22 protein-coding genes are annotated in these 24,411 nt (G+C 39.3%); 10 read left to right on the top strand and 12 right to left on the bottom strand.

The annotated features are described in order from the left end of the window. Positions 1-42: 42 nt before the first annotated feature. The 3 genes from PQ456_RS21580 to PQ456_RS21570 all read right to left on the bottom strand — a co-directional run bounded on the left by PQ456_RS21580 (position 43) and on the right by PQ456_RS21570 (position 6,567). Positions 43-5,034 (bottom strand): DUF4132 domain-containing protein, encoded by a 4,992-nt coding sequence (locus tag PQ456_RS21580; protein WP_273614060.1) that lies wholly within the window; start codon positions 5,032-5,034, stop codon positions 43-45. Between the two features lie 18 nt (positions 5,035-5,052). After that, complete coding sequence (locus PQ456_RS21575) at positions 5,053-5,472, bottom strand: hypothetical protein (protein WP_273614059.1); 420 nt, start codon at positions 5,470-5,472, stop codon at positions 5,053-5,055. A gap of 291 nt (positions 5,473-5,763) precedes the next feature. After that, positions 5,764-6,567 carry a VLRF1 family aeRF1-type release factor gene (locus PQ456_RS21570; RefSeq protein ID WP_273614058.1) on the bottom strand — a complete coding sequence of 268 codons (804 nt, stop codon included), beginning with the start codon at positions 6,565-6,567 and terminating at the stop codon, positions 5,764-5,766. Positions 6,568-6,826: 259 nt separating this feature from the next. Between PQ456_RS21570 and PQ456_RS21565 the strand changes: the two genes are divergently transcribed. Together PQ456_RS21565 and PQ456_RS21560 are read left to right on the top strand one after the other, a co-directional pair. Beyond that, complete coding sequence (locus PQ456_RS21565; RefSeq protein WP_273614057.1) at positions 6,827-7,777, top strand: hypothetical protein; 951 nt, start codon at positions 6,827-6,829, stop codon at positions 7,775-7,777. 107 nt (positions 7,778-7,884) lie between these two features. Beyond that, entirely contained in the window at positions 7,885-8,703 is an 819-nt protein-coding gene (locus tag PQ456_RS21560; protein ID WP_273614056.1) for an AAA family ATPase, read from the top strand. 60 nt (positions 8,704-8,763) lie between these two features. On the opposite strand, the gene PQ456_RS21555 is transcribed toward PQ456_RS21560, so the two are convergent. After that, positions 8,764-9,171 carry a DoxX family protein gene (locus PQ456_RS21555; RefSeq protein WP_273614055.1) on the bottom strand — a complete coding sequence of 136 codons (408 nt, stop codon included), beginning with the start codon at positions 9,169-9,171 and terminating at the stop codon, positions 8,764-8,766. 200 nt (positions 9,172-9,371) lie between these two features. On the opposite strand from PQ456_RS21555, the gene PQ456_RS21550 reads away from it, so the two are divergent. Together PQ456_RS21550 and PQ456_RS21545 are read left to right on the top strand one after the other, a co-directional pair. After that, the gene (locus PQ456_RS21550) at positions 9,372-10,043 is read left to right on the top strand and encodes an NAD(P)H-dependent oxidoreductase (RefSeq protein ID WP_273614054.1); all 672 of its coding nucleotides are present in this window, start codon (positions 9,372-9,374) and stop codon (positions 10,041-10,043) included. A 451-nt stretch (positions 10,044-10,494) separates the two neighbouring features. Beyond that, complete coding sequence (locus PQ456_RS21545) at positions 10,495-10,803, top strand: hypothetical protein (protein WP_273614053.1); 309 nt, start codon at positions 10,495-10,497, stop codon at positions 10,801-10,803. 109 nt (positions 10,804-10,912) lie between these two features. Here the strand turns inward: PQ456_RS21545 and PQ456_RS21540 are convergent, their stop codons facing one another. Next, complete coding sequence (locus PQ456_RS21540; protein WP_273614052.1) at positions 10,913-11,101, bottom strand: CsbD family protein; 189 nt, start codon at positions 11,099-11,101, stop codon at positions 10,913-10,915. 282 nt (positions 11,102-11,383) lie between these two features. Between PQ456_RS21540 and PQ456_RS21535 the strand changes: the two genes are divergently transcribed. From PQ456_RS21535 to PQ456_RS21525, 3 genes are all read left to right on the top strand, one after another. Then, positions 11,384-12,052 carry an HAD family hydrolase gene (locus PQ456_RS21535; RefSeq protein ID WP_273614051.1) on the top strand — a complete coding sequence of 223 codons (669 nt, stop codon included), beginning with the start codon at positions 11,384-11,386 and terminating at the stop codon, positions 12,050-12,052. A 45-nt stretch (positions 12,053-12,097) separates the two neighbouring features. Then, positions 12,098-13,426: a cryptochrome/photolyase family protein gene (locus tag PQ456_RS21530; protein ID WP_273614050.1), complete on the top strand. Its 1,329-nt coding sequence runs from the start codon at positions 12,098-12,100 to the stop codon at positions 13,424-13,426. 172 nt (positions 13,427-13,598) lie between these two features. Then, complete coding sequence (locus PQ456_RS21525) at positions 13,599-15,269, top strand: alkaline phosphatase (RefSeq protein ID WP_273614049.1); 1,671 nt, start codon at positions 13,599-13,601, stop codon at positions 15,267-15,269. Positions 15,270-15,357: 88 nt separating this feature from the next. Here the strand turns inward: PQ456_RS21525 and PQ456_RS21520 are convergent, their stop codons facing one another. Beyond that, the gene (locus PQ456_RS21520; RefSeq protein ID WP_273614048.1) at positions 15,358-16,209 is read right to left on the bottom strand and encodes a DUF72 domain-containing protein; all 852 of its coding nucleotides are present in this window, start codon (positions 16,207-16,209) and stop codon (positions 15,358-15,360) included. Positions 16,210-16,491: 282 nt separating this feature from the next. Here PQ456_RS21520 and PQ456_RS21515 point away from each other — a divergent pair, with 282 nt between their 5' ends. Continuing rightward, a complete protein-coding gene (locus PQ456_RS21515) occupies positions 16,492-17,094 on the top strand; it encodes a nitroreductase family protein (protein ID WP_204826005.1) in 603 nt (200 codons plus the stop codon). A gap of 141 nt (positions 17,095-17,235) precedes the next feature. On the opposite strand, the gene PQ456_RS21510 is transcribed toward PQ456_RS21515, so the two are convergent. After that, positions 17,236-18,315, bottom strand: coding sequence for a DNA alkylation repair protein (locus PQ456_RS21510; RefSeq protein ID WP_273614047.1), 1,080 nt, complete (start codon positions 18,313-18,315; stop codon positions 17,236-17,238). 102 nt (positions 18,316-18,417) lie between these two features. On the opposite strand from PQ456_RS21510, the gene PQ456_RS21505 reads away from it, so the two are divergent. Then, the gene (locus PQ456_RS21505) at positions 18,418-19,053 is read left to right on the top strand and encodes a nitroreductase family protein (RefSeq protein ID WP_273614046.1); all 636 of its coding nucleotides are present in this window, start codon (positions 18,418-18,420) and stop codon (positions 19,051-19,053) included. Between the two features lie 83 nt (positions 19,054-19,136). On the opposite strand, the gene PQ456_RS21500 is transcribed toward PQ456_RS21505, so the two are convergent. From PQ456_RS21500 to PQ456_RS21490, 3 genes are all read right to left on the bottom strand, one after another. Beyond that, positions 19,137-20,723 (bottom strand): alpha-amylase, encoded by a 1,587-nt coding sequence (locus PQ456_RS21500; RefSeq protein WP_273614045.1) that lies wholly within the window; start codon positions 20,721-20,723, stop codon positions 19,137-19,139. A 456-nt stretch (positions 20,724-21,179) separates the two neighbouring features. Next, positions 21,180-21,575, bottom strand: a complete 396-nt coding sequence (locus PQ456_RS21495) for a rhodanese-like domain-containing protein (protein ID WP_204826008.1) — start codon at positions 21,573-21,575, stop codon at positions 21,180-21,182. Between the two features lie 85 nt (positions 21,576-21,660). Beyond that, positions 21,661-22,155 carry a glutathione peroxidase gene (locus PQ456_RS21490; protein WP_204826009.1) on the bottom strand — a complete coding sequence of 165 codons (495 nt, stop codon included), beginning with the start codon at positions 22,153-22,155 and terminating at the stop codon, positions 21,661-21,663. A 197-nt stretch (positions 22,156-22,352) separates the two neighbouring features. On the opposite strand from PQ456_RS21490, the gene PQ456_RS21485 reads away from it, so the two are divergent. Further along, positions 22,353-22,991 carry a pyroglutamyl-peptidase I gene (locus PQ456_RS21485; RefSeq protein WP_273614044.1) on the top strand — a complete coding sequence of 213 codons (639 nt, stop codon included), beginning with the start codon at positions 22,353-22,355 and terminating at the stop codon, positions 22,989-22,991. 90 nt (positions 22,992-23,081) lie between these two features. Here PQ456_RS21485 and PQ456_RS21480 read toward each other — a convergent pair whose 3' ends face one another. Both PQ456_RS21480 and PQ456_RS21475 read right to left on the bottom strand, forming a co-directional pair. After that, on the bottom strand, positions 23,082-23,417 hold the full coding sequence (locus PQ456_RS21480; RefSeq protein ID WP_273614043.1) for a hypothetical protein: 336 nt from the start codon (positions 23,415-23,417) through the stop codon (positions 23,082-23,084). Between the two features lie 20 nt (positions 23,418-23,437). Further along, complete coding sequence (locus PQ456_RS21475) at positions 23,438-24,376, bottom strand: NADP-dependent oxidoreductase (RefSeq protein ID WP_273614042.1); 939 nt, start codon at positions 24,374-24,376, stop codon at positions 23,438-23,440. Positions 24,377-24,411: the final 35 nt, after the last annotated feature.

Raw genomic sequence — 24,411 nt, 5'->3', positions numbered from 1 at the left:
GTTGGATTGTTACCCAATTTAAATTTACTATTTACGATAACGTTATGAAGATTGTTGCGGTTGTAATTGTGCTAGAATCTGTGGATCTTTGATTTTATTATCTTGAGCAAGCATTACGATTTTGGACAAAATCTCTGCTGTTCTCGGGTCTTCATCCATAAATGGTAAAAATAATCGTCCACGATGCTGAGAATGTACAGGAATAATATGCAGAGCACTAGCCGCTTGTTGATACACAATCGCACTACCAAGATGCACACTGTAATTGCCCAGACTTCCTTTTATGCGAGCATGATTGCCTTCAACTTGTACATTATCGATACGAAGTAAACGTAGCGATTCTTCAACAATCACACGACGCATTTCAATCGTAGTTAAGCTTGTTTCTGGATCTACACCGCCAACATGAGCCACACTTACGACTAGATCAACATCGCGCATAATTTCAGAGAAAATAAGTGGCGATACTTGATCAAATGGCAACATTTCATACGTAGCACGATTATAAAATTGTACAGTCTCCAGTGTAGGTGCTTCGGTATCCGCAGGTGAGAACCAATCTGCGAGTGCATACAGATTCGCAATAATATTTTCTTTGTAATACACTTTCTGCAATCCTTCTTCATAACTCACTGTCCAACCTCTTCCACGTAATAAAGCGACCGCTTTGTTCGGTTGAATCTGATAACCCGCATAACGACGAGATAGTGTACCGTTAGCTTTCTCATCTTCGTTAGGGATATACAATTCGCGGAATACTTGCTTAAATGGCTGACGTTGTTGACGGTCAAACAGATCACGTTGATATAGACTCCATTGACCACTTTCATAAAGATGAACAGGGTGAGCGATAATCACTTGATCGTCTAATTGTAACGGATGCTCTGTGCCGTCAGGACTTCGCAATACAGAAGATGCTCCATCTATATAACCAAGCTTGTTGTCTGTTTGTAATACCAGACTGTTGACCAGTGGAGCAAGAACCGGATTATGTGATAATTTGATCAGTTCATCTGCTGTAAAGGTGGTGCTGTTCGTCATGGAACGTTCTAATTCTTGACGGGCACGACGATATTGGTCGGTCAGTTCGGATTTGACTTCTTTTAAACGAATAATATATTCATTTTTGTTCAGACGTGATGGAACTGACTTAAGCGGCTTATCTTGCTTGATCGCTGTTAAGCTAGTCTGTCCTTCGCTATCAATAACAAGAGAGACATTCAGTCCTTCCTCAATCTCGTGTGGTTCAAAATAACTGAGCAAATCATCCAATTTGCGTGATTCCATATCCCATTGTAGACGGGTAACATCGGTATAACCTGCATTACGTGCCAAATTATCTAAAGCAATGGCAGACACTGTGCCTTCACTAGCACGACGTTGTGCACCGAATGTTTTACTTTGCTTCAGGAACAATTGGATAAATTCATAACGCTGACGAATATCAGCATCACGCTTGGTACCGGAAGCGAGTGGAATCAAGCTATAAGCCAGCAACTGGTCTTTGTTACGCTTATCGGCTACCGATTGCTGAATCGATGCCAGATCAAGCTTACCAAGTACAGCATCTGCAAACAGTTGACTGCGACGATGATTCGAACCTGCCGAGATATATTTAGCACATTCATATAAAATATCGAATCGTTCTGCTCCTAATTCATCATAAGCTTGTCGGAACCAGACAATATCAAACGCACCATCGTTAAATTCCTGTGGTGAGATCGGTGAATAGTGAGCTACAATCGTTTCTTTTTCCGCCGAAAATGTCTCATTGATATGCGCATGGAAATACCATGCCGCACTACGTAGACCTTTCCAACCTAGATGTTTGGCGATCAGTTCGATCCATTGCGGAGCATACATTGCCGCTTCGAGTAACTTTTTATCATCAATAGGGTGTTGCTGAAGTAACGACTCTAGCTTGTGCTCATCTTCGCCTTCTAGAGGATACGTATTTTTGAGCAAATGACTGAACGTTTCTTTTTTCGTAATACTATTGCCATACCCGTAAATATATCCTCGTACAAACGTTTCTTTTTGTAGATTCGATAAAATACGAATAAATATTTCAGTACCTTCTACACGTTCAATATTCATTGCCAGTGAAGTCACGCCAGTTACCAATTCTCCACGGCTAAGTTCGATTTCTAGAATACGAGAGAGGACATTATCTCGTATCGGAATCATTTTAGGATATTCTTTGAGATTGATATGGCTAGCATATTTGATATTTTGAGATGTTAATTCTCGAATAAACTGACGGCTCAGATCGCTGCTCATAATTTTGGAGTAGATTTCGTTATCGCTGATTTTGTCCCATTCATAAGCACGTGCATAATCGGTTGTGCCCAGTAGGCCATCCTGACCATAATAAAATTCCAATGTATAAAAGATATGGAACATTTGCATCGACGATTCTTGATCATAAAGACGACTGCGCACTAACAAACGCCACGGTGAAATCAAAAATTTAAAAAGACCACTTTCTTCTTGTAGTTTTTCTTGCGGGAACGTATAGATCATTGTAATCAATGCATCCCGAACCATAGCGAAAGTAGCCTGTTTATCACTATCTTCCAAATAAGCTCGGATCAGCTCATCTAATTGTTGGCGATAAGGAAGATTTTTGTAGAATGTCTGTACTTCTAAGATTTGTTCTAATGGATAAATCGATTCGATAAATGTTTTGCGCCAGCCTTCTAATAAGGTATGTTTGCCTAACTCCATATAATCCATTTGATCGGAGAAATAACTGTATAAATCGCGCAATGTCTGCTCATACATTTCAGCCTGAGTGTACAAATATAACTGCAATATACCTTCTGCTGGCAGTTCACTTTGTTGTAGATAGTGTTGCCATACCTCTGGTAAAGGATAGCGTTCGATTTGAGGCGTTGTTACATCCTCATTACGATTGTACCAACCTCCATCGAGTCGATTACCAATTAACATCGTTTCGTTATAACCGCTATAGTATTCGACTGTATATTCATGATCTCGATGTTCATGTATTAGATCATTTAATCCTTGTAGAAAATCGGTGATGCGCTTCGGTTCAATTGTAAATACATCACGATTCAACTGGAAATCAGGTTGTTCTGGCTTTTCTTTTAACCATGTATCGATCATTTGCGGATCAAACAATCCAAAGCCATTGGTTTCGTTATATTCCTCGGAAGCCCCTAATTTGTCGATCAATACTTGTTCTTTGGCTGTTGGTTTGGAGATTTTTTCGATCAATGGAAGTAAACGTTCATACTGCTCAGAACGTTCTGGTTTGCTTTGTAATTCGCTGATCGTCTCCAGTCCAGCTAGACGTTGCAATTCGCTTTTACTTTGGATCAGACGTTCCACTGTAGCATCTAATGAGTCCGCAGGTTGATTCAGTAGCAATTGAATAGAACCCTGACGCAATGAACCTGTTTTGAGTTTGAGTAGATTTTCGATATTTTGTAATTCAGGATCGGTTAAAGTAAGCTTTTTAGCTTGTTTGAGTGCTAACTCCCGATTAGACATACTTTTATCAGACAGCGAAGCAAACACAAATTGACGTTGTTCCGGTGCATTTGTATTGGAAAGATAATGTTGTAGTATAGCTCCCCGTAGATCAGGGCTTAATTTATCTTTTAATTGCAAAATCTCACTGATCCATTGTTCATCCATATCATAAGCCGCTAGATACAGCATTTTTCTGACAGGCAGATCTGCAGAATAACTCACCTGTACAAAATCAAGTACGCTCGATTGGAATGAGATCTCACGTCCATTGAGACTTAAAAATAGATGGCGAAAATGTTCAAAATCACGTCTGCGTACGTCTTTATCTTCTAATAATGGGGTACGAGGAACAACCAATTGAAGAGCGGACGTATCATTGATCGTTTGCCATGAGTAGTTACATTCATAATCATAGTTCACCAGTACCCAGTAGCGTAATTCATCATCTTCTTCAGCCAGATGAGGCTGTGCAATGCGTAGACGCAAATCTTTATTCTGACTATTTCGAAGAACATAGAGCGCTACAATCTTTTGATAACGCGCTCCTGTATTCATTAGATGTTGAATCCGATCATAGACATCTTGTTCTTCATGTACAGCAGTTGCCCAAAGGCTCATATAGATATGATTCGCATTCTCACTGCTTAACCATTCTTCTCGTACGGAGCTGTCTGTTAATGCTTCATACGCTTGTATGATGAGTTGCTTGGATAGACGTGGATTGGTCGCTTCCAGATTAATACCTGTCCATGTTCCTAATGCACGCACGATAGAGCTGTAACGAATCAGATCATTTTCAATAATAGTACGAAGTATAGTCATCGTCGCTTCTAAAGTACCTTCATCCAGTTGCTCGACGATACTTTGACGTAGACCTTCTTGCAGACGAGCCGCTACCAGTAACTCGCTAATCATCTGATATGCTTCAGGTTGATGACTCATCAGCATTCCTTCAATCATCAAGCGATCGAATAGAGCAGTCTGATTGTCTCCATAAATAATGTCATGTAACGCTTGCTTCACTTCAGCTTGATCGTGATCCCATGCGTAAGCAATATGAATAGCAATCGCATCTTTTTGTACACGATAATCCTGATTTAGCGGATAATTGCGATCAGTCAAATACGTCATCAGATCGAACTCATAAGCATTCAGGAAAAAGAGAGACACAAGTTGAGATAAGATAGCTTCTATATGTAAAGAGATATCGTTTGTACGATAAGGACGACGATAATAACCTACACTATACGGATATTCGGTCGCATGTTCTGTAATATAACGGAATTTATCCGCAGTCGCTTGATCTGATAAATGTTTCACGACTTCAATTAAAGGTTCAAATGACAAATGTTCTTGATCACTTTTCACCCCTAATATCTGTTTTAATTGTTCGACTTCATCCTCACTATTACTAATATACGTATGCTCGTAAAAGTGTACACAGCACTTAGCAATCTGCTGTTGTTGACCTGTTAGTTCAGCAGTCACTGATTGCAAATGTTCAAGATATTCACCATAATAATTGCGTTCACTCATTATCGATACTCCCCTTTCTTACCATAGGCGTCCAGCCAGCATTGTAAATCGAATAAAAGCAACATCATCCCCATCAGAGAGTTGAATAACATCATCCAGATGTTCAATATCTTGTTCACGAATAAATACTTTATACAGTCCATCTTCAAAAGCCAACAATGCAGCTTGAACAGCATTTGCCTCGTTAGGAATACGATCATCATGCATATGACCAAATCCAACTTTACCTGTTTCGCCTTGTTCATTAACCTGCTCTGGTGTTAAATAGGAGAGCAATGAAGAATTGCTCTGACGCTCTGTAAAAGCACGTACATTTTCTTGAACAACTTCAGTTAAAAAGTCGCGCAATGTGCCAGGCACATTAAGAATATCTAGAGGTTCACGAGTTAGAGCATTTTTGCGTTTGCCCAGACTTTTGACAGTCACATAAATACGCATATACTATCCTCCTTACTTATCATCATTATCAATCGTATACTATGCAAACAAGCTATATCCGTTGTTAAGTGATGATTAGCCTTTTGCTATTAAGTGTATACGATACACTGCTATGATATCCACCTTATCACAAAATAATAATAAGAACAAATGTTCCTATAAATATATACTAAAAAAGCCCTCTATCTATGGTTAAGAACCAGCAAATAGAGGGCTGTTATTTTCACTATCATGTCAATGATCCATTATGATTATGCTTATTAGAAATCAAATCATAGATTACATATGCATTTACGATTGAAGAACAGCATAAGCTTCTTGTAACACTTCACGTGATTTCATATTGTTTAGATTTTTAGGAACAATATGAATCGGTGTGGTTGTATGCAGAGCTTCTTTCACATGAGAAGCAGCAGCTTTTTCACCGCTTAAAATAATTTCTTCCCACTGCTTTTCTCTAGCCATACGTTCAATGATCGGAGTCAATCGTTTGACCCAACGAGCTTGATCAACTTCCCAACGTTCTTTGTAATCCTCACGTTGCTTGTTCACCGTTGACTTGAGATCGCTTGTACTCTGACTTGGACGTTCACGCCACTCATCATTCACAATATCCCATTCAAAATAATATTCATTGTTAATCTCACATAGTAGACTATCAATAATAGTTACCGAATCACTGCTTAATTGCACGATACCCGCAGCAGGGCATTTGGACGTAATCGCATGTAATTCTTCTAAACGTGGTTCTGCCTCATAATAAAAAGCATTTGATAATCCAATCTGTACTTTTTCACAAAAGAATAATCCACCAGATGAATCCGCTACGATAATCAGACCTTTTTTCATATCATTCCGACTGTTTTCTACGCGTTCTTCGACTTTGGACTGTAGAGCAAGTAGGCTATCTAAATGTCTACGTTCGTCACCGGCTTCAGTGTATTCAGCAAGCTTTTTGAAACCGTTCTTGAGGTGTAGCTTCCATTCCGGCTGGGTGTTGGCAGTTGGTTCGGTGTTCAGATAGATGGTCAAAAACCGTTCTGCTGCATTAGCAGAGTACTTCTGAAGTGCTTTCCAATTTTCCATAAATCCCATTAGTTTGTACCTCCTCAAAGAGAGTTCCTTTGTAATTACCCGTTTACACTTAAATTAAACAATAACTGTAAATAAGAAGTCAAATTTCGGTGGTTTTATATTCGGAAATTAAGCGATATAGGAGGGGAAAAAAGTTGAAATTAGGAATAGGAAGTATTTACTAAAAGTAGGAATGTTCAGGAAATGTTCAGCGGAATATATTATACTAATAGTAATCTGATATTCCAGATTATAACATTTATTAATGGAGGTTATCAGGATGAAATTACGCTTATTCATTCAAAAAATGAACAAATATATTCATACCCCTGTGGCGATGATGGCATCCTTATCTATTGTAGCCATAACGACAACTTCTTTTTTACCTATACAATTGACGAATGAACATCAACAAAATAAAGCGTATGCGATGATGAGTACCGATGAATCCGGTAAAGTGACTGAAGTTCAGGATGAATATAGATCCGAGCCTGAACCTGCTGTAACTATTCCGACAGAAGCACCAAGTATGACCGATATTATGCCAGACGAACATATGGTGAATCCTTCAGCAGATGAATCTATTGTTGGAACAATTGTATCTGAAGCGCTTATGCATACCGATCAAAAAGGGCATCCTGTTTCTATGCAAGTACAACGTCTACTAAAAGATAATGAATATCTGCAAGATACCGCCAAAATTGATGTGAAAGAAGCTGCTTTAACAGTAGATATGTTGCGTAGAGATACAGGAAATACAGCTTACTTGAGTATGCCTGCTCCTCCAGAAATGCCTCCTGCGGCTGAATTAGCTGTAGTATTAACATCACGTGCTCAAAAATTGTTTGCCGACTCCCAACTGGGAATTAGTATCCAAGCCTGGCATGGTAGAATGACGATTCCTCGCCAAGCATTGCAATCTGATCATACAGATATGACGATTCGGTTAGGTAGCGACCGTCAAACGATTTCCCCACAAGGAGCAGTAGGAACTACCTTACAAGTCGTGATCCCTGATACCAGTTCGCCTCAAGATGTATGGATCGCTCTTCCATTGCCTGACAAAAAATTAACAGCGTCTCAACTGAATCATCTCTCTGTCTGTGCAGAATATGCAGATGGAACACAGCAATATTTGAAAGGCAAATTAACCAACTACAATCCGACGACCAAAGCGATTCAATTTGCTACCCATTTATCAGGCAATTACACTATCGTTACTACCAAATAAACGATACAACTATAAAGAAAAGACTGGTTCTTCAGTGCAAAACTTGTTAAACTGTTTAATAGTAATAATTACTATTAATAAAGTGGAGCAAGGAGTTGTTAACCTGTATGAACAAAACGAATAAAAATAACAGCCGTTTGCCCAAAGCAAAAGGAACAGATATGGCGACTGTATATATGCCTAAAGAATGTGCTCGCAAAGTAAGACATATCGTTTTAAATGAGTGCAATCAACGTATTATAGATGAATTTATGATGATCCTGGATATGAAAGAAAAGTTTATCGAACAAGATGTACCTATGCCTAACAAATTAGTGATGTCAGGGCCTCCGGGAACAGGCAAAACGCTAACTGCTTTTTATATAGCAGAGCGACTACAATTGCCGCTAGTGCTCGTGCGTTTGGATACGATTATTCATAGCCATTTAGGAGAAACAGCTTCGAATATTCGCAAAATATTTGATTTTGCCCGTCTTTCACCTTGTGTGTTATTTCTGGATGAATTCGATGCGATTGCACGTACTCGTGATAACAACGATGAAGTAAAAGAGATGTCACGGGTCGTTAATACGCTACTGCAATGTATGGATGAATTTGAAGGAGAAAGTATTCTGGTAGCGGCGACCAATCTAGCAGATGAGTTAGATCATGCAGTGTGGCGTCGTTTTGATACGAAGATGGATTATGGTATGCCGTCCGAGCAGGATCGTCAGCAGTATATTCATTTACTGATCGGTTCATTTGCTACGATAGGAAGTCTGGAACAATCAGCGTCAGCGATGCTACATGGATGTAGCTTTGCAGATATTGAACAGATTGTACTCAAAGCAAAGCGTAAAGCTATTATCGAAGATAGCGCATTAACACTGAATCAGTTACAGACAGCGTATCAGGAATACAATCCTAAAGTGCATGCATATGTATAAATAAGAAAAAGCACTGGCATCTTTCTTTCACCAGTGCTTTTTGTTTGGATTGGGATAGACTTAGTCTGTACGTGGCTTCGGTGGGCGGGTACACCATAGAATCCACCAGATCATTAATGGCTGAAAAATCAAGCGAATCCATAGAGCCGCAGGATCAGTATACGCTTGACCCGGTGCTGGAATCTGGTAAATCGCCGCATAAATATTTGCTGGGAAAATCAGCACTAGATACCATGCTGTCCATACACCCGCACGTTGACGCCAGGCAGGAATCAAGATCAGAATCGCTAATGCTAATTCGATAATCCCTGTCAAAATAATTAATGTACTTTTGAAAGGAACAAAGGCAGGTAATAATTTGGCAAATCCATCAACTTCAACAAAGTGAGCTACACACGCCGCTATAAAAAAGAGTGCAAAGATAAAACGTGCAATCGTACGTGGCACTGTGGTTGGATATGTATTCATAATTCATCTCCTTTACAGCATGTCTAACGTATATCATAACAGGCTTATGTATATATTAAACCAATCGCTACAAATTGAATGTGATCCAATTGACGACAAACGATATAAACGGTATACTATCTTTGGTATTTAAAAGTAAGTATGTTATATATCGTGCATATTACAATAGAGAATAAATTATAGGCATAGGAGAGATATCCATGAATAAAGAACAACGCAAACAAGAGATTTTGCAAGCTTATGAAGCAAGACATGCTACCAAAGCATTTGATCCAGAGCAAAAAATTTCCGAAGACGATTTTGAATTTATTTTAGAAACAGGTCGCTTGTCACCAAGTTCTGTGGGCTCAGAGCCCTGGAAATTTCTAGTAATCCAAAGCCCGGAATTGCGTGAGAAATTACGTGAATTTACATGGGGTGCACAAGGTCAATTACCAACAGCAAGTCACTTTGTAGTCATTTTGGCGCGTACAGATGTACGTTATGATTCTGATTATTTGCGTGATCAAATGATCGAAGTAAAACAAATGCCAGCAGAAATGTTCGAAACAATTCTTCCACGTTATAAAGAGTTCCAAGAAAGAGACTTGAACTTGTTGGAAAGCGAACGTGCTCTTTTTGACTGGGCTTCCAAACAAACCTATATTGCACTAGGTAATATGATGACGGCTGCGGCAGAAATCGGTATCGACTCTTGTCCGATCGAAGGCTTCCAAAAAGAAGCAGTTGAACAAATTTTGAGCGATGCAGGTCTAATGGGTAGCGGCGAGTACGGCGTAAGTGTTATGGCTGCTTTTGGCTACCGTACAGAAAAAGAATTACGCCCTAAAGCAAGAAGATCTCTAGACGAAATCGTACAATGGGTTAAATAAGAAACAGAATATCACTGCTAAATATACGAAAAGACCCAAGAAATTGGGTCTTTTTTTGTTTGAGAAGGTATTTGATTTATATAGATGACAAGTTTAGAATGAAAACTTCAACAAACTAGAAGAAAGGACATCCCACAATGACATCATGAGATGGATGCAAATATAATATATGAAAAAGAAAATTATCAGCTTTATTTTGTCTATGGTGGTATCCGGTATTTTGATTGTGCTCTATCGCTTGTTTACAGATACATTATATAAACTCGATTGGGTAGAAAATATGTATTTCGTATTAATTTCTTTCATAGTATTTGTCATTTTCTTGTTTGCAGATCGCCAAGAAAGATCTTAAATAGTTTATTGTCGAAAATCATTAACCTTAAAATGGTATTATTATCTAATAAATGTTAAATTTAAAAAGTACATATAAAATAAAGTAGGTGATGCGTTTATGATGAAGAAGTTAAGTGTCATTACAGTAGCAAGTGCGCTTGTATTGACTGCTGGTGTAGCTGTGCATAGCTTTGCAAGTGCTAATGGAGTTACAGATCAACAATTGGCAAGTTCTACACAAATGGAAGAACTGCAAAACAGAGTGGGCACGATTTACAACGAATACGGTGTTTTTTATCGAGTAGATGCTAGTCATCCGCTTCCTGCTCCTGAATATACGCATACTGTATATGATGATGCCGATGTAGATGCTTCTACTACTGTGATCATGATGGATTCGGGTACTTTTGTAAAAGGGAAAGAATAAGACTAATTAATAGCAACAAAAAACTCACCTCGTATCAAATGAGGTGAGTTTTTTTATAAAATATATTTATGACTGCATATGCTATAGGGGATTGTGGTGAAATTTAATTTTAGTGGCGGTTATGATCGTCTTTTGCTTCGCCGACTTTTTGTTGTACTGCGCCTTTAGCTTTATCTACTTTACCTTCTGCTTGTAGAGAAGTGTTATTTGTAGCATTACCTACTTGATCTTTCACTTCGCCTTTAGCTTTAGATACTGCACCTTTTACTTTATCGCCCAAACCGTTATCGTTACTCATCATTAACATCTCCTGTTCAAATAGAATAAATTTGTATTTAATGTAAAGGAATCATTTTTAAATGATCAACAAGCCGTCTATGCTTTAGCTCGAACTCGCTGATAGTTAACATTACCCGACAGCATTGTGATTTAAACAATCTGTCTTAATCGTTTGACAAAAGATTACATGAACAGACAAAATGTTTAAAAAGAAAAGAGATAGGGAAATAGCTGATGTGATAAACGATTTAACGACTAAATAGATGTAGATAAATACTTGGACTAAAGGGGAGAAAAGGGAATGATAAAAGCAGTTGTTTTTGATTTTGATGGGTTAATATTGGATACCGAAAGTGTGTGGTTTGAGTGTTATCAAGAGGTACTGCGTACGTATAAAATGGAGCTTGCGCTGGAACAATTTGCACCGAGTATTGGTACACATGGAACAGAATTTCTAGATTATATTGATCTCACATTGAAGCAACCGGGTATTTCAGCAGAAGTGGATCAAGCGGTCAGCCGTTTACACGATCAGAAAATGGAACATTTAGAAGCTCGCGCAGGTGTACATGAGTATCTAGCCGAAGCACAGCAATTGGGATTGAAAATAGGTCTGGCAACCAGCTCGAATCGTGCATGGATTGAGCGCTTTTTAACGAAGCTAGGATTGGCAGACTATTTTCAAGTCATTCGCACCAGTGATGATGTCACCAAAGTGAAACCTGATCCAGAATTGTATACACAGGTGGTGACAGCGCTTGGAGTTGAACCGTACGAAGCACTGGCTTTTGAAGATTCGTTAAATGGATTGACTGCCGCCAAAGCCGCTGGATTACGCTGTACGATTGTGCCGAATCCGGTGACATCCTTTTTGCCATTTGAACACCATGATCTACGATTAACATCTATGACAGATATGACGTTGACTGAAATCATTGAACGGTTGAATGAAAGTACGGCAAAAGGGTAATCCCTAATAAAGAGTAGCAGACGTACATTATAGGAGGAATTCCTTTTGAAATTATTTATTCATCGCAAAGATTTGCGAGCTCATGATCTAGTCGGATTTAATTATATTCATGACGCCGAAGCACAAAGTGTACATCTACTGATTATTGATCCTTTTTTATTGCGAAAAGGAAGAGAAAAAGAGCATAGCGGTGTGAACTTTCTACGCCATGTGCATCGTCTCCAGAAGTTATATCAAGCTCAACACAAAACGTTACATATCGTATATGGACAGCCTGATACGGTGTTAGAGCAGGTATTGGACAAGCTTGATATTGATGAAGTGGTGACTCACCGCGATTTTACTCCGTATGCCAAAGAACGAGATCGCAAATTAAAAGCTGTTGCAGACAAAGCCGATGTCGCTTTTACATTACTTGTCGATCATATGTTAATCGATGTCGAGCCATTTACAGATTTCACAGGCAAAGATGGATTTTATAAAGTGTTTGCTCCCTTTCATCGTAAATGGTTAGACTTTCTCGAACAGCATCCTAATCATGCGTCCAGTATCAGTCTCAAAGACTTGCATGTTTCGCGTGATCCTTTACCATTGTCGAATGAGTTTGATTTACCTTTTTCATTGGATGATTATGAACCGGCAGAAGATCCAGAACCGATCTTGCATACATTTCTTCAAAGCAAAATAGTTGATTATGGTGAAGAACGTGATTATTACAGTATTGATCCCTCTAGCGATCTGAATCCACATGTAACGATTGGAGCGATTTCGATTCGGCAGATGCTTGACGATGCTTTGCGTACACAGGGACACGAAGAATGGGTGCGACAGCTATCTTTTCGTGATTTCTACTTATATCAGGCGATCTATGATGAGCATTATTTTAAATATGAACACAAGTATGATCTGTCTGAATTGACCGATCAGCATTTTGAAGCATGGTATAAAGGAGAAACAGGTATTCCAGTTATAGATGCGTCGATGAGACAGCTTAATGAAACAGGGCGAATCCACAATCGGTTGCGGATTTTATCGGGTATGTTTTTGACCAAAAATCTGCAATGTCCTTTTACATTAGGCGAGCAGTATTTCCGTCGCAAATTACTGGATTATGATAATGTGATCAATCGGGGCAACTGGATGTGGTGTGCTTCCTTAGGTATCAATTCGGCTCCTTATTTCCGGGTAGTCAATCCAGTAACTCAGTCTGCCAAGTATGATCCAGAAGGCGACTATATTCGTGAATGGATGCCAGAGCTAAAACACTTATCTGCGAAAGAAATTCATCAACCGCAAAAAAATGCGATCGTTGATCTTAAACAATCACGTGCAAGTGCGATTGAAATCTATAAAAAAATCGTGAATAATGTGTAAATATTGCCTGTATAAAAGGTTTTATAAGGTTTATTTGAATAATGACATATGAAATAAAAGATTTAATATAGCGTTAATGATTAGGTTTGATTTTAACAAAGATTGCACGTAATAAAGGTATTAAATTGATCATTGATTGCTACAATCATCCTGTTCATAAAGAAAAAAGGGGATGATTGTTATATTTAAGATGATCAACAAACGCAGATTACATCAGCTGCACCTTTCTATTACAGCGGGTACACTGGCTGTCTCATTACTGCTCGGTCTTGCTGGCGAAACGGTTAGTGCGGCGAGTAAAGAACAGCCAGAAATTCGTGCCAAAAATGTGATTATGTTAATTCCAGATGGAATGAGCATGGATGGTACAACGTTAGCCCGTTGGTATAATGGAGGCAAAGCATTAGCACTGGATGAAATGGCAAGCGGACTTGTGCGTACATATTCTGCGGATGCCGCTATCGCTGACTCGGCTCCCGCAGGAACAGCTTTTGCTACAGGATTCAAATCACATACCGGTTATGTAGGCGTATTGCCTGATCAAAATACAATGCCAGGGCTTCCCAAATTAGCATCTGGTGATGCTAAAAAACCTGTTGCCAATATTGTAGAAGCAGCAAGATTAGCAGGTAAATCGACAGGGATTATAGCGACTTCTGAAATTATGCATGCGACTCCGGCAGACTTTAGTGCTCATTATCCAGATCGAAGCAATTACGATGCTTTGAGCGAACAACAAGTGTATGCAGGTATGGATGTGGTACTTGGTGGCGGAGCGACATACTTTACACCAGCAGGTCGTGAAGATGGCGAAGATTTGACCAAAGTGATTGCGAGCTCCGGTTATAATATCGTTAAAAATACAGCAGAACTAAAAGCCGTTTCTTCCGGCAAGTTATGGGGAATGTTTGCCGATACAGCGATGGCAAACGATATGGATCGTGATCCTGTGAAGCAACCAAGTATAGCGGAAATGACAGACAAAGCGATTCAAGTCCTTTCCCAAAATGAAGAAGGATTTTTCTTAATGGTAGAAGGTAGTAAAGTGGATTGGGCCGCTCATGCCAATGATCCGATCGGGATTATTAGTGAAGTGAATGCTTTTGATCGCGCTGTTGCGAAAGCACTTGCTTTTGCCAAACAAGATCAGAATACATTAGTGATTGCGGCTACCGATCATGGTAACGGCGGGATTACGATTGGGGATGCAGGCACAACCGGAACATATGACGAAGAACCGTTGTCTACCTTTATTGCTCCGTTGAAAAAAGCAAAAACAACCGGTGAAGGATTAGAAGAGAAATTCAATAGTAACCGTACCAATATCAAAGCAGTGATGAAACAATACTATGGTATTACTGATCTGACAAAAGAAGAGATCGCTACAATCAAAGCAGCCGAAAAAGGACGTATGAATTACGCAGTCGGTCCAATGATTAGCAAACGTGCTCATATCGGCTGGACAACAGGCGGTCATACTGGCGGTGAAGTGGCTCTGTATTCGTATGCACCGGGCGGTGTACAGTTAACAGGAGTTGTGGAAAATAGTGATATCGCTGGTTATATGGCTTCAGCATTGCAAGTGGATCTAGCAGATGTATCCAAGCAATTATTTGTACCAGCCAAAACTGCTTTTGCAGCTAAAGGCGCTACCGTCAAATGGGATGCGACCGATGCTCGTAATCCAGTGGTGGTAGTCACCAAAGGAAACGATACATTGCGTTTGCCTGTATTTAAAAATACAGCAGACTGGAATGGTAAAACGGTGAAGCTCAAAGGCAATGTTATTCATAACGGTGTACAGACTTATGTACCACAAGATGCTATTGATTTATTTTCATAAGTGATACCAAGCAAAAAGTCATATCTCTTATTAAGAGATATGACTTTTTTACGTACAAAAATAGCGATATAAACTACATTAAAATATATTATGATGAAGAACTTCCGATATCATGTTTTTCAGACAACACATTTTTGTCAGCTAACATCTCAATTAACTCTTTGGCATTTGGCGTCGCATCGCCAGCCGAATTGTTATTGAATACCACATAGACATGTTCGGACTGGTTCTGAATCTCTAGCAGTCGATCCCGCCATTCTGTTAACTCTTCGGTATTGTACTTATACAGATATCTGAGCTTGCGCCAATTTGGATCACTACTTTTGTGCCAGCCATCTACATTGCGTCCATGCATACGTACATAGGTTGCTTGTTTGGAAGTAGCGGCGGTAATGATCGGAATCGAGCCCATGCCTGCTTGAGGTTCATCAACAATCGTATGAATCCAATCTTCTTTACGCATAAAGTCCAGTGTCTTTTCGCGGAATTCTGGCATATACCAGGTTTGATTACGAAATTCTAAAGCACAAGGAATATCGCCCATGAGTTCACGTGTTTCGCGCAGGGTATCGACATTGTCACGATTACATTCAAACCACGGTGGATATTGAAATAATGCCATCCTTAATTTGCCTGCATCGATCGCCGGTTGCAACGACACATGGAATGCTTGGAACATTTCTTCTTTGGTATCGAAATAGTTCTTTTTCCCGCGTAAATGTCCGGTCATCCCTTGATACGCTTTGAATACAAACCCAAAATGATCAGGCGTCTGTTCTACCCATTTGGTTACATTTTTGACAGGTTGAACGGCATAAAACGAACTATCTATTTCAACGATAGGAAAATGTTCACTATACGTAGGTAATCGTTCTGGCGCTTTGATTTTGCCATAGAGTTCGGGATGATCTCCGAATCCGGTAAGTCCGATCTCAATCATGCTCATTTCCCTCCTAGCGTCTCTAATTGGATAATAATTTTGAATTCTAAGTAGTATTAAACGAAAGAGATAAATCCTTAAACAAATGAAATGATCGTGTCTCTACATATGTATTATTTTTCTATACTTATAGCGAGCTTTACAGATGTATAGATCAAGAAAGTACATTGTATTTCTCTTTATTTTTGTACGTTACTGATAGTTTTTTATAACAATGGGTAAATAACATAGGAGCACCAATTATATTTCCGTACTCAATTTGATTGAAGGAGGATGATTGTAATGACGAATCCAGATATACTTAGTGCAATGAAGAACAGAAGAAGTATCTATGGTATTAGCAAAGAAGCTGTAACTTCTGACGAACGTATTCAAGAGATTGTAGAAGAGGTGGTACTACATACACCATCCGCATTTAACTCTCAAAGTGCTCGTGTAATTGTGTTGTTAGGTGAAAAACATGATCAACTATGGCAATTTACAACGGATATTCTAAAAGAAATCGTACCTGCTGACAAATTCGGCCCTACACAAGAAAAAATGGATAGCTTCCAAGCTGGTTATGGTACGATCCTATTTTTCGAAGATGAGTCGGTTATTCGTGGTATGCAAGAGCAGTTCCAAGCATATCAAGATAACTTCCCGGTATGGTCACAACAATCTTCCGGTATGCATCAATATTTGATCTGGACATTGCTTGAAGCTGAAGGTTATGGCGCTTCACTACAGCATTACAATCCATTGATTGATGAGAAGATCAAAGCAGAATGGGATATTCCAGAATCATGGAAATTGGTTGCAGAAATGCCATTTGGTAAGCCAACAGCACCTGCAGGCGACAAAGAGTTCAAGCCGCTTGAAGAACGTATTCGCGTTTTGAAATAATGGCTCATAACAAAAAGCAAGCTAACTACAGTTAAATGCTGTAGCTGGCTTGCTTTTTTTGCTGGAATGATTCTATCTGGATGGTATATAAGAGTGGTATTTCATAATAAAAGCCATAAGCAATGATAATGCTGAAGTGAGCTACAGCTCTAACATAAACGAAGCTTTATCTTGCTCTACACCATTAATATAGATCGATACATAATGGATACCTGCATAATATTTACGTGTAGTAATTTCTTTAAATAGATGCTTTTTGCGGATAACATGGGTGCCAGAAGCGAAAGATTTGGCTGTCCATTTGAACCGTTTAGGAGCATTTTTGCCGTTTGCTTTCATATGATGAATCTCGTAATCAATCCGCAACGATTGGTCTGTAGCCGATTCGTTAACCAGTGTAAATGAAAACTCAACATAATCGCCCATCATCACTGTAGTCGGCTGTACTTGAAAATGGGTTATATGTACGTCTTCACTGGCGATATAGCCGAACAATTGCAATATAGCAGGATGATCACGCTTCAGCAGTGTACGACAGCCGTGACGAACAATCCAATCTGTATGAGTATGATGACCATACCATTGTTGAGCTAACTCGGCGATACGATCAGGATGGTCTTTGGCAATATCATTTAGATGATTGGCTACACTTTTACGTACATAAAGCGAAGGATCGTTGTTAAGCTTGGTTAATCGTTCTAGCGTTGGCGATGGATCTTGAATAAATAAAGGCAACTGGGTCGCCCAGGGTAAGCGTGGACGGAATCCTTCACTCGCCAGACGGCGTAGATGCTCATTATCGCTTACGATCCAGCGATCCATCTGCTCTAACATCTGTGCCGGATATCGAATAATAAAAGGACGTACAGCAAATTCAGCACTGGAATACACAGTGAATACTTCCAAAGCACGTATCGACACATCCAAATGCTCCAGCCCATTTAACTCTACATAATCCGGGAAAAATAAATATTCTACACCCCGACAGTAGGGAGCCGCCTGAATTAAGATATCGATAGCTTGCGGATAAGGTAGAGGAAGAGCAACCGTAATCGCTTCAGCAATATGCCGTAACCGTTGTTTGAACGCAAGTTCGTGCCACCGATCATCATAAATCTGTTGCAAAAATAGATCTGCTTGGAACTTGGAAGATTGTTCTATCATCACATCAACAAAATGCTGTAAAAAAGATTCGCTAAATCGATCTTTAAAATTTTCCATCGTAGAACTCCAATCTTTTTGAATATAGGTATACAAATTTATAATAACTAACCGATAAAATAATATATACTATAAATTAGTTATAAGAAAGAAGGAAATACATTGGGAGAATTTTTGGATGTATACAAAAACAGAAGATCAGCAACCAAATTTATACCGGATATTCAGATCACTGAGAAAGAATTAGATGAAATTTTCAACCTTGTTAAGCTTGCACCTTCTGCTTTTAATTTGCAACATGTTCATTATGTAGTCGTTAACGATACTGAAGGTAAGCAGAAAATGTATGAAGCTTCGGGTAAGCAATATAAAGTACTTACTTCATCGGCTGTGATTGTGGTGTTGGGCAATACACAAGCTCACCAGCATACAGCTGAGATTTATGAAGGTATGTTCAATCTAGGAATACTTAGTAAGCAAGAATATGATCAGACCGTGTCTTCTACGATCCAATTTTATCAAGATCGAGGCGAGATTTTTCAAAAAGAAGAAGCGATTCGTAACGCAAGTCTATCTGCTATGGCATTGATGCTTATCGCCAAAGAAAAAGGCTGGGATACTTGTCCAATGATCGGCTTCGATCCGGTACAAGTTGCGAACGAACTGGATATTCCAGATACCCATGTACCTGTTATGATGATTACTATTGGCAAAGAAGATACTTCCAGTCAAAGACCTCGCGGTTACCGCAAGCCTGTCGCTGAATTTGTAAGTTATCATCAGTTTCAATCCAATTAATATGTTGTTTTAATTATATAGCAAAAAAAGCGGAATATCTCCTTATACAAAGGAGATATTCCGCTTTGATTTATGATCGACTATTATGAATTAGCAGGTTCGTTGTCATGAGATTCATGGTGATCATGATCGGTTACAACGTTCGCTTCTAATTCTTCTCCTTCAGGAACAGCTACACAGCTGTCATCTTCATTGTCTTCTGTATGTTCGATATCCAGTTCAGGCAATGCCCATACCGATACGCTACCACCGTTGACAGGGAAAGTCGCCCAACCGTCTTCTTCAATCGTAATATGATCTTCACGCGCATTGGTCATGTCTACCCAGATTTCACCGGCATGATCTTCACCGATAAACATCCGTTTGTCGCCACCATCGCTATTAGACATCACGACTGCACAACCAGAGCGTTCGATCTCTTCGCTACCTTTACGTACCCAACCGATAATATTGGCATCATCGAAGTAATCATCTTGTTCACCATAAGCTTTGTGGTAACGAGAGTATAACAAGCAATCCAGCATATCTTTTTTACCTTCTACTGGATGTTCGCCACCGATTCCGAAATAATCACCATAGAATACGCAAGGATATCCATCTTTACGTAGCAAAATCAATGAATACGCTAATGGTTTGAACCAGTCTTCGATCCATGACTCTAACGCTTCATTTGGTTGAGAATCATGATTATCGACAAAGGTTACTGCATTGGTCGGGTGAGTCTGTACTAACGTATCGTTGAAAATCGTAGACAAATCAAAAGCAGCTCCAGATTGAGAAGCTTCATGTAATTTGTAATGTAGTGATACGTCAAACAGGTCAATCTGATAATCAACAGTATCCAAGAATTCCTGACAAGCAGCTAATTCAGGATTCCAGAATTCACCTACAATATAGAAATCTTGTCCACGTTTGTTGATCATTTCGCCTACAAATTCACGTAGGAATTCATAGTTAATATGTTTAATAGCATCCAGACGGAAGCCGTCACAACGGGTAGTATCGATCATCCATTTACCCCAGTTGATCATTTCTTCACGAACTTCTGGAACATTATAATCTATGTTAGCAAACATCAAATAATCATAGTTACCAAATTCATTATCTACATTTTCATTCCATTGTTTGCCTTCATCAGCAATACGGAAAATACCTGTGCGTTCTGCACGAGCATCATAATCTGTACCATTGAAATGATGATAATCCCATTTGAAAGCAGAATATTCTTCGCCACGACCCGGGAAAGTGAACTTCGTCCAACCTTCGATTTCGAATGGCTCAGAAATTTCTTCTGTCCGGTTATTCGGATCGACTTCGATGACATGGAATGCTTCGGTCTCATCTGCTCCTGCTTTGTGATTCATGACTAGATCGGTATACACATTGATTCCAAGTCGGTGACAGGCAGCAATCGCATCTAGCAATTCTTTTTTGGTACCATATTTAGTACGTACCGATTCTTTTTGGTCGAATTCACCCAAATCATACAGATCATACACACCGTATCCTGTATCCTGTGGTGTATGCCCTTTGGTTACCGGTGGAATCCATACTGTCCCGATTCCTGCTTTTTTAAGGTCTTTTGCTGTCTCCTGCAATCTTTTCCAGTGTGAACCATCAGCCTCGACATGCCATTCAAAAAATTGCATCATTGTTACATTGCGACTCATCTATTATTACCCCCTTGATCTTTTCAAGCGAACGACCTGCCACCGGAGGAAGAAGAGAGACCATAACTCTCAAATGTATCAATCTCGGCGTAGACTGCGTACGGCTGTGAAAAACATTACCCATTTAGTTAGGCATGTTAAACGTAGCAAAGTGAAGGTTATCGCTATAATGTAGAAGAGTATCTACTTTTAATAAGCGATTAAGCCCATTTGAGCAGGAATATCGCTCTATTTCGCCTTTTTTATAAAAATAATCTTTTAGCAACATCAGAACAACTTTTATAAAAATCCAAAAATGAGAACGATTACAAATAATAGCCATTATTATTTACCCTTATCAACAACAATCAAGTCAGTATGTAATGTAGAAAAGACGATAAACAAAAAGCCTTGAAAGCAATCTTCAAGGCTTCTTTTAAAAAATAAATATACAATAATAGTTGTCAGGAAAATAAATTATGCTTCTTCGACTTCAAAGCCAGCTTGTTTCCATGCTGCTGTTCCGCCATCGATATAAGCGACATCAGTGAAGCCCATTTCTTTAAGAAGGTAAGCACCAAGAGCAGCTTGTCCGCCTGCACCACAAGTCACTAGAATCGGACGTGAACGATCTGACAAACGACCATCGCGCAGTTCTTCTGGCAATTGTAGATCAGCACGAATTGGCAACATACCCAACGTGATATTAGCGCTACTTGGAATTAGACCACAAGCTCCAGCGTCTTTAGCATCCTGTACATCAATAATAAATGTTTCAGGTTGTGCGTTGATTTTTTTGCGTGCTTCTTCAGAAGATACACCAGGTACGTTATTTCTTGCTTTTGTTACCATATCCGTAAATGTTAATGCCATTGTTCATCGACCTCCAGTTAGTTAGTGTGAAAGTAGTACTTCATCATTATTTTACCACAATTTAACAACTGTATTCAGCATACAATTAGTTTAACTTTTCACCAGCAAGTACTTTTTGAATATCACTTTCTACTTCTGCTGGATCAAGACGTGATGGATATTGTTTAACCACATTTCCCTTTTGGTCAACCAAGAATTTGGCAAAATTCCATTCGATCTCGCCTGTACGCGAAGGCGCAGGAGTCTCATTCACTAGATATTGGAATAATGGATGAGCAGTCTCACCAATCACATCTACTTTGGAGAATAGCGGGAAACTAACGTTGTAGTTCACCTGACAAAAAGATTTGATATCTTCTTCTGTGCCTGGCTCTTGTCCTTTGAACTGGTTACAAGGGAAGCCAAGTACTTTGAATCCTTGTTCTTGATACGTATCGTATAATTTTTGCAGACCTTCATATTGAGGAGTTAGACCGCAACCACTTGCTGTATTCACGATAAGGAGTACATCACCATTGTAATCGGCAAGAGACTTTTCTTCTTTATCAATTGTTGTTGCTGAATAATCGTAGACTGACATTCTATTCCATCTCCTTTAAAAATGATTTTGCAAAATTTAATTTTCATAAATATATATCTTAATTGTAACGTATCCATTTTAAATGTCAATGTCCAACTTGATCAACTTCATGTAAACTGTAAAGAAACCAACGGTCTAATATCTCCACAATAGCAATGTTCTAGATGTACAAAATAAGCGAAAAGGGGTGGTAACTTATGAAATTATTATTATCTGGATTTGAACCATTTGGTGGTCATACTATCAATCCAACACAGTCTTTATTGCAAGCGATGGAAGATTATTCATTTACAGATATTTCGTTAGAACTGCATACGATCTTGTTACCTGTACACTATGATGAATGTGTCGAATTACTGCTTGCTGAAGTGGAGCGATTCCAGCCTGATATTATTATCGCTTGCGGGCTGGCAGCAGGACGTACAGCTGTTAATTTGGAGCGGATTGCAGTAAATATCAAAGACATCGAAGCTTCTAGTTATGCTGATAACCGTAACGAACGTCCACAAGATGTACCGATTCGAGCGAATGGACCGGATGGATTATTTTCAACGTTACCGATTCGTGTGATTACTGATCGATTGATTGAAAATGGGATTCCAGCCGTTATTTCTAATACAGCCGGAACGTTTATCTGTAACAATGTCATGTACGGTATGCTGGATTATGTAAAGCAGTCCAGTCCGGGTGTTATGGCAGGCTTTGTTCATTTTCCAGCTTCAACAGAAATGGCTCTGCATAAGCCAAGTCTTCCGACATTGCCGATCAACTTAATGTCCCGAGCACTACAATTAATTATACGTACGACAGTAGAGCAATTGCAAAAAGACGAATAATTGCTAGTCCTATCTGTAGTCTATTCTTATAAATAAAAAGCAAAAACCTCTTATTTCGGTAATCTATCGAAGTAAGAGGTTTTTGTGATGTTAACTTGTAGTAGAAGAGCGTGAGCGTTGTCTACTGTACCATCGATAGATCCAGATGATGATTGCCCATATCAGACTGACCAACATAATCGGGAACATCAATAATAACGGAATATCAATTAACGCGCCTATTGGATCTGGATGAGTTAGTTGATAAATATACCCCGGCAGAACAGCACACAATCCCAATACAAATAAGATTGTCGTACCGATCCAGCTTTTACGAGAAAAACGTGAACCTGCCAAAATAATAAATAATAAAACCAACAATTCAATCAACCAGACCAGACGAAATAAAGGATCTGGAAACACACTTGCAGGATTAATCCATCCCATTGGAGATTGCACCACCGTTTCTATTCAAACGTGATTACAATTTTACCTTTAGCATGATGAGTAGCACTCAATTCATGAGCTTCTTGTAGACCTTTTTCAGAGAAAGGAATTTCAGTGCCGACGATGGCTTTGAGCTTGCCTTCAGCCATTAATAACGCTAACTTTTGCAATTGTTCGCCGTTAGGTTGTAACCAGATCGATTTGGCAGTCACATCGTATTGTGCTTTAAGCTTCTCATCCGGTTCTCCAACGATCGAGATTAAGCGTCCAGTACCGGGTTTGAGTACTTTGAAGCTATCGGCTTGAATCTTATCGCCCATCGTATCAAATACCAGATCGACATCGGACAAGATTTCGGAGAAGTCAGCCGATTTGTAATCAATTATTTGATCTGCTCCTAATGATTCAAGAAATTCTTTATTTTTTTCACTAGCTGTTGTAATAACATGAGCACCTGCATTTTTAGCAAGTTGGATCGCAAGACTACCTACGCCACCTGCTCCTGCATGAATCAGTACTGTTTCACCTGACTTCAATTGTCCATGATCGAACAGAGCTTGCCATGCAGTTAGTCCTGCCAACGGAATCGAAGCCGCTTCTTGAAAAGTCACACTGACAGGCAATGCTGCTAATAAATGATCATCTACCAGCGTATACTCTGCGTACGTACCAAAGCGCGTTGTTTCCGGACGAGCAAATACTTCATCTCCGATTTTCCATTCGGTAACCGCAGAGCCGACTTCTGTAATCACACCAGCAGCATCCCATCCCAAAATAATCGGGAACTCCCAATCCATCATTTGTTTTAAATAACCCGCACGTAATTTCCAGTCAATCGGATTGATCGAAGTCGCTTTTAATTTAACGACTACTTGATGTTCTCCGGGCACAGGATCAGGAACATTCATTTCTTTCAGTTCTTCTTTTTCACCGTATTGTTCGATTACAACTGCTTTCATTATTATTCCTCCTTATATGCTATGACTCTATAGTT

It is taken from the genome of Paenibacillus kyungheensis, assembly GCF_028606985.1.
Classification (GTDB): Bacteria; Bacillota; Bacilli; order Paenibacillales; family Paenibacillaceae; genus Saccharibacillus; species Saccharibacillus kyungheensis.
This window is presented reverse-complemented; position numbering and strand designations above follow the sequence as displayed.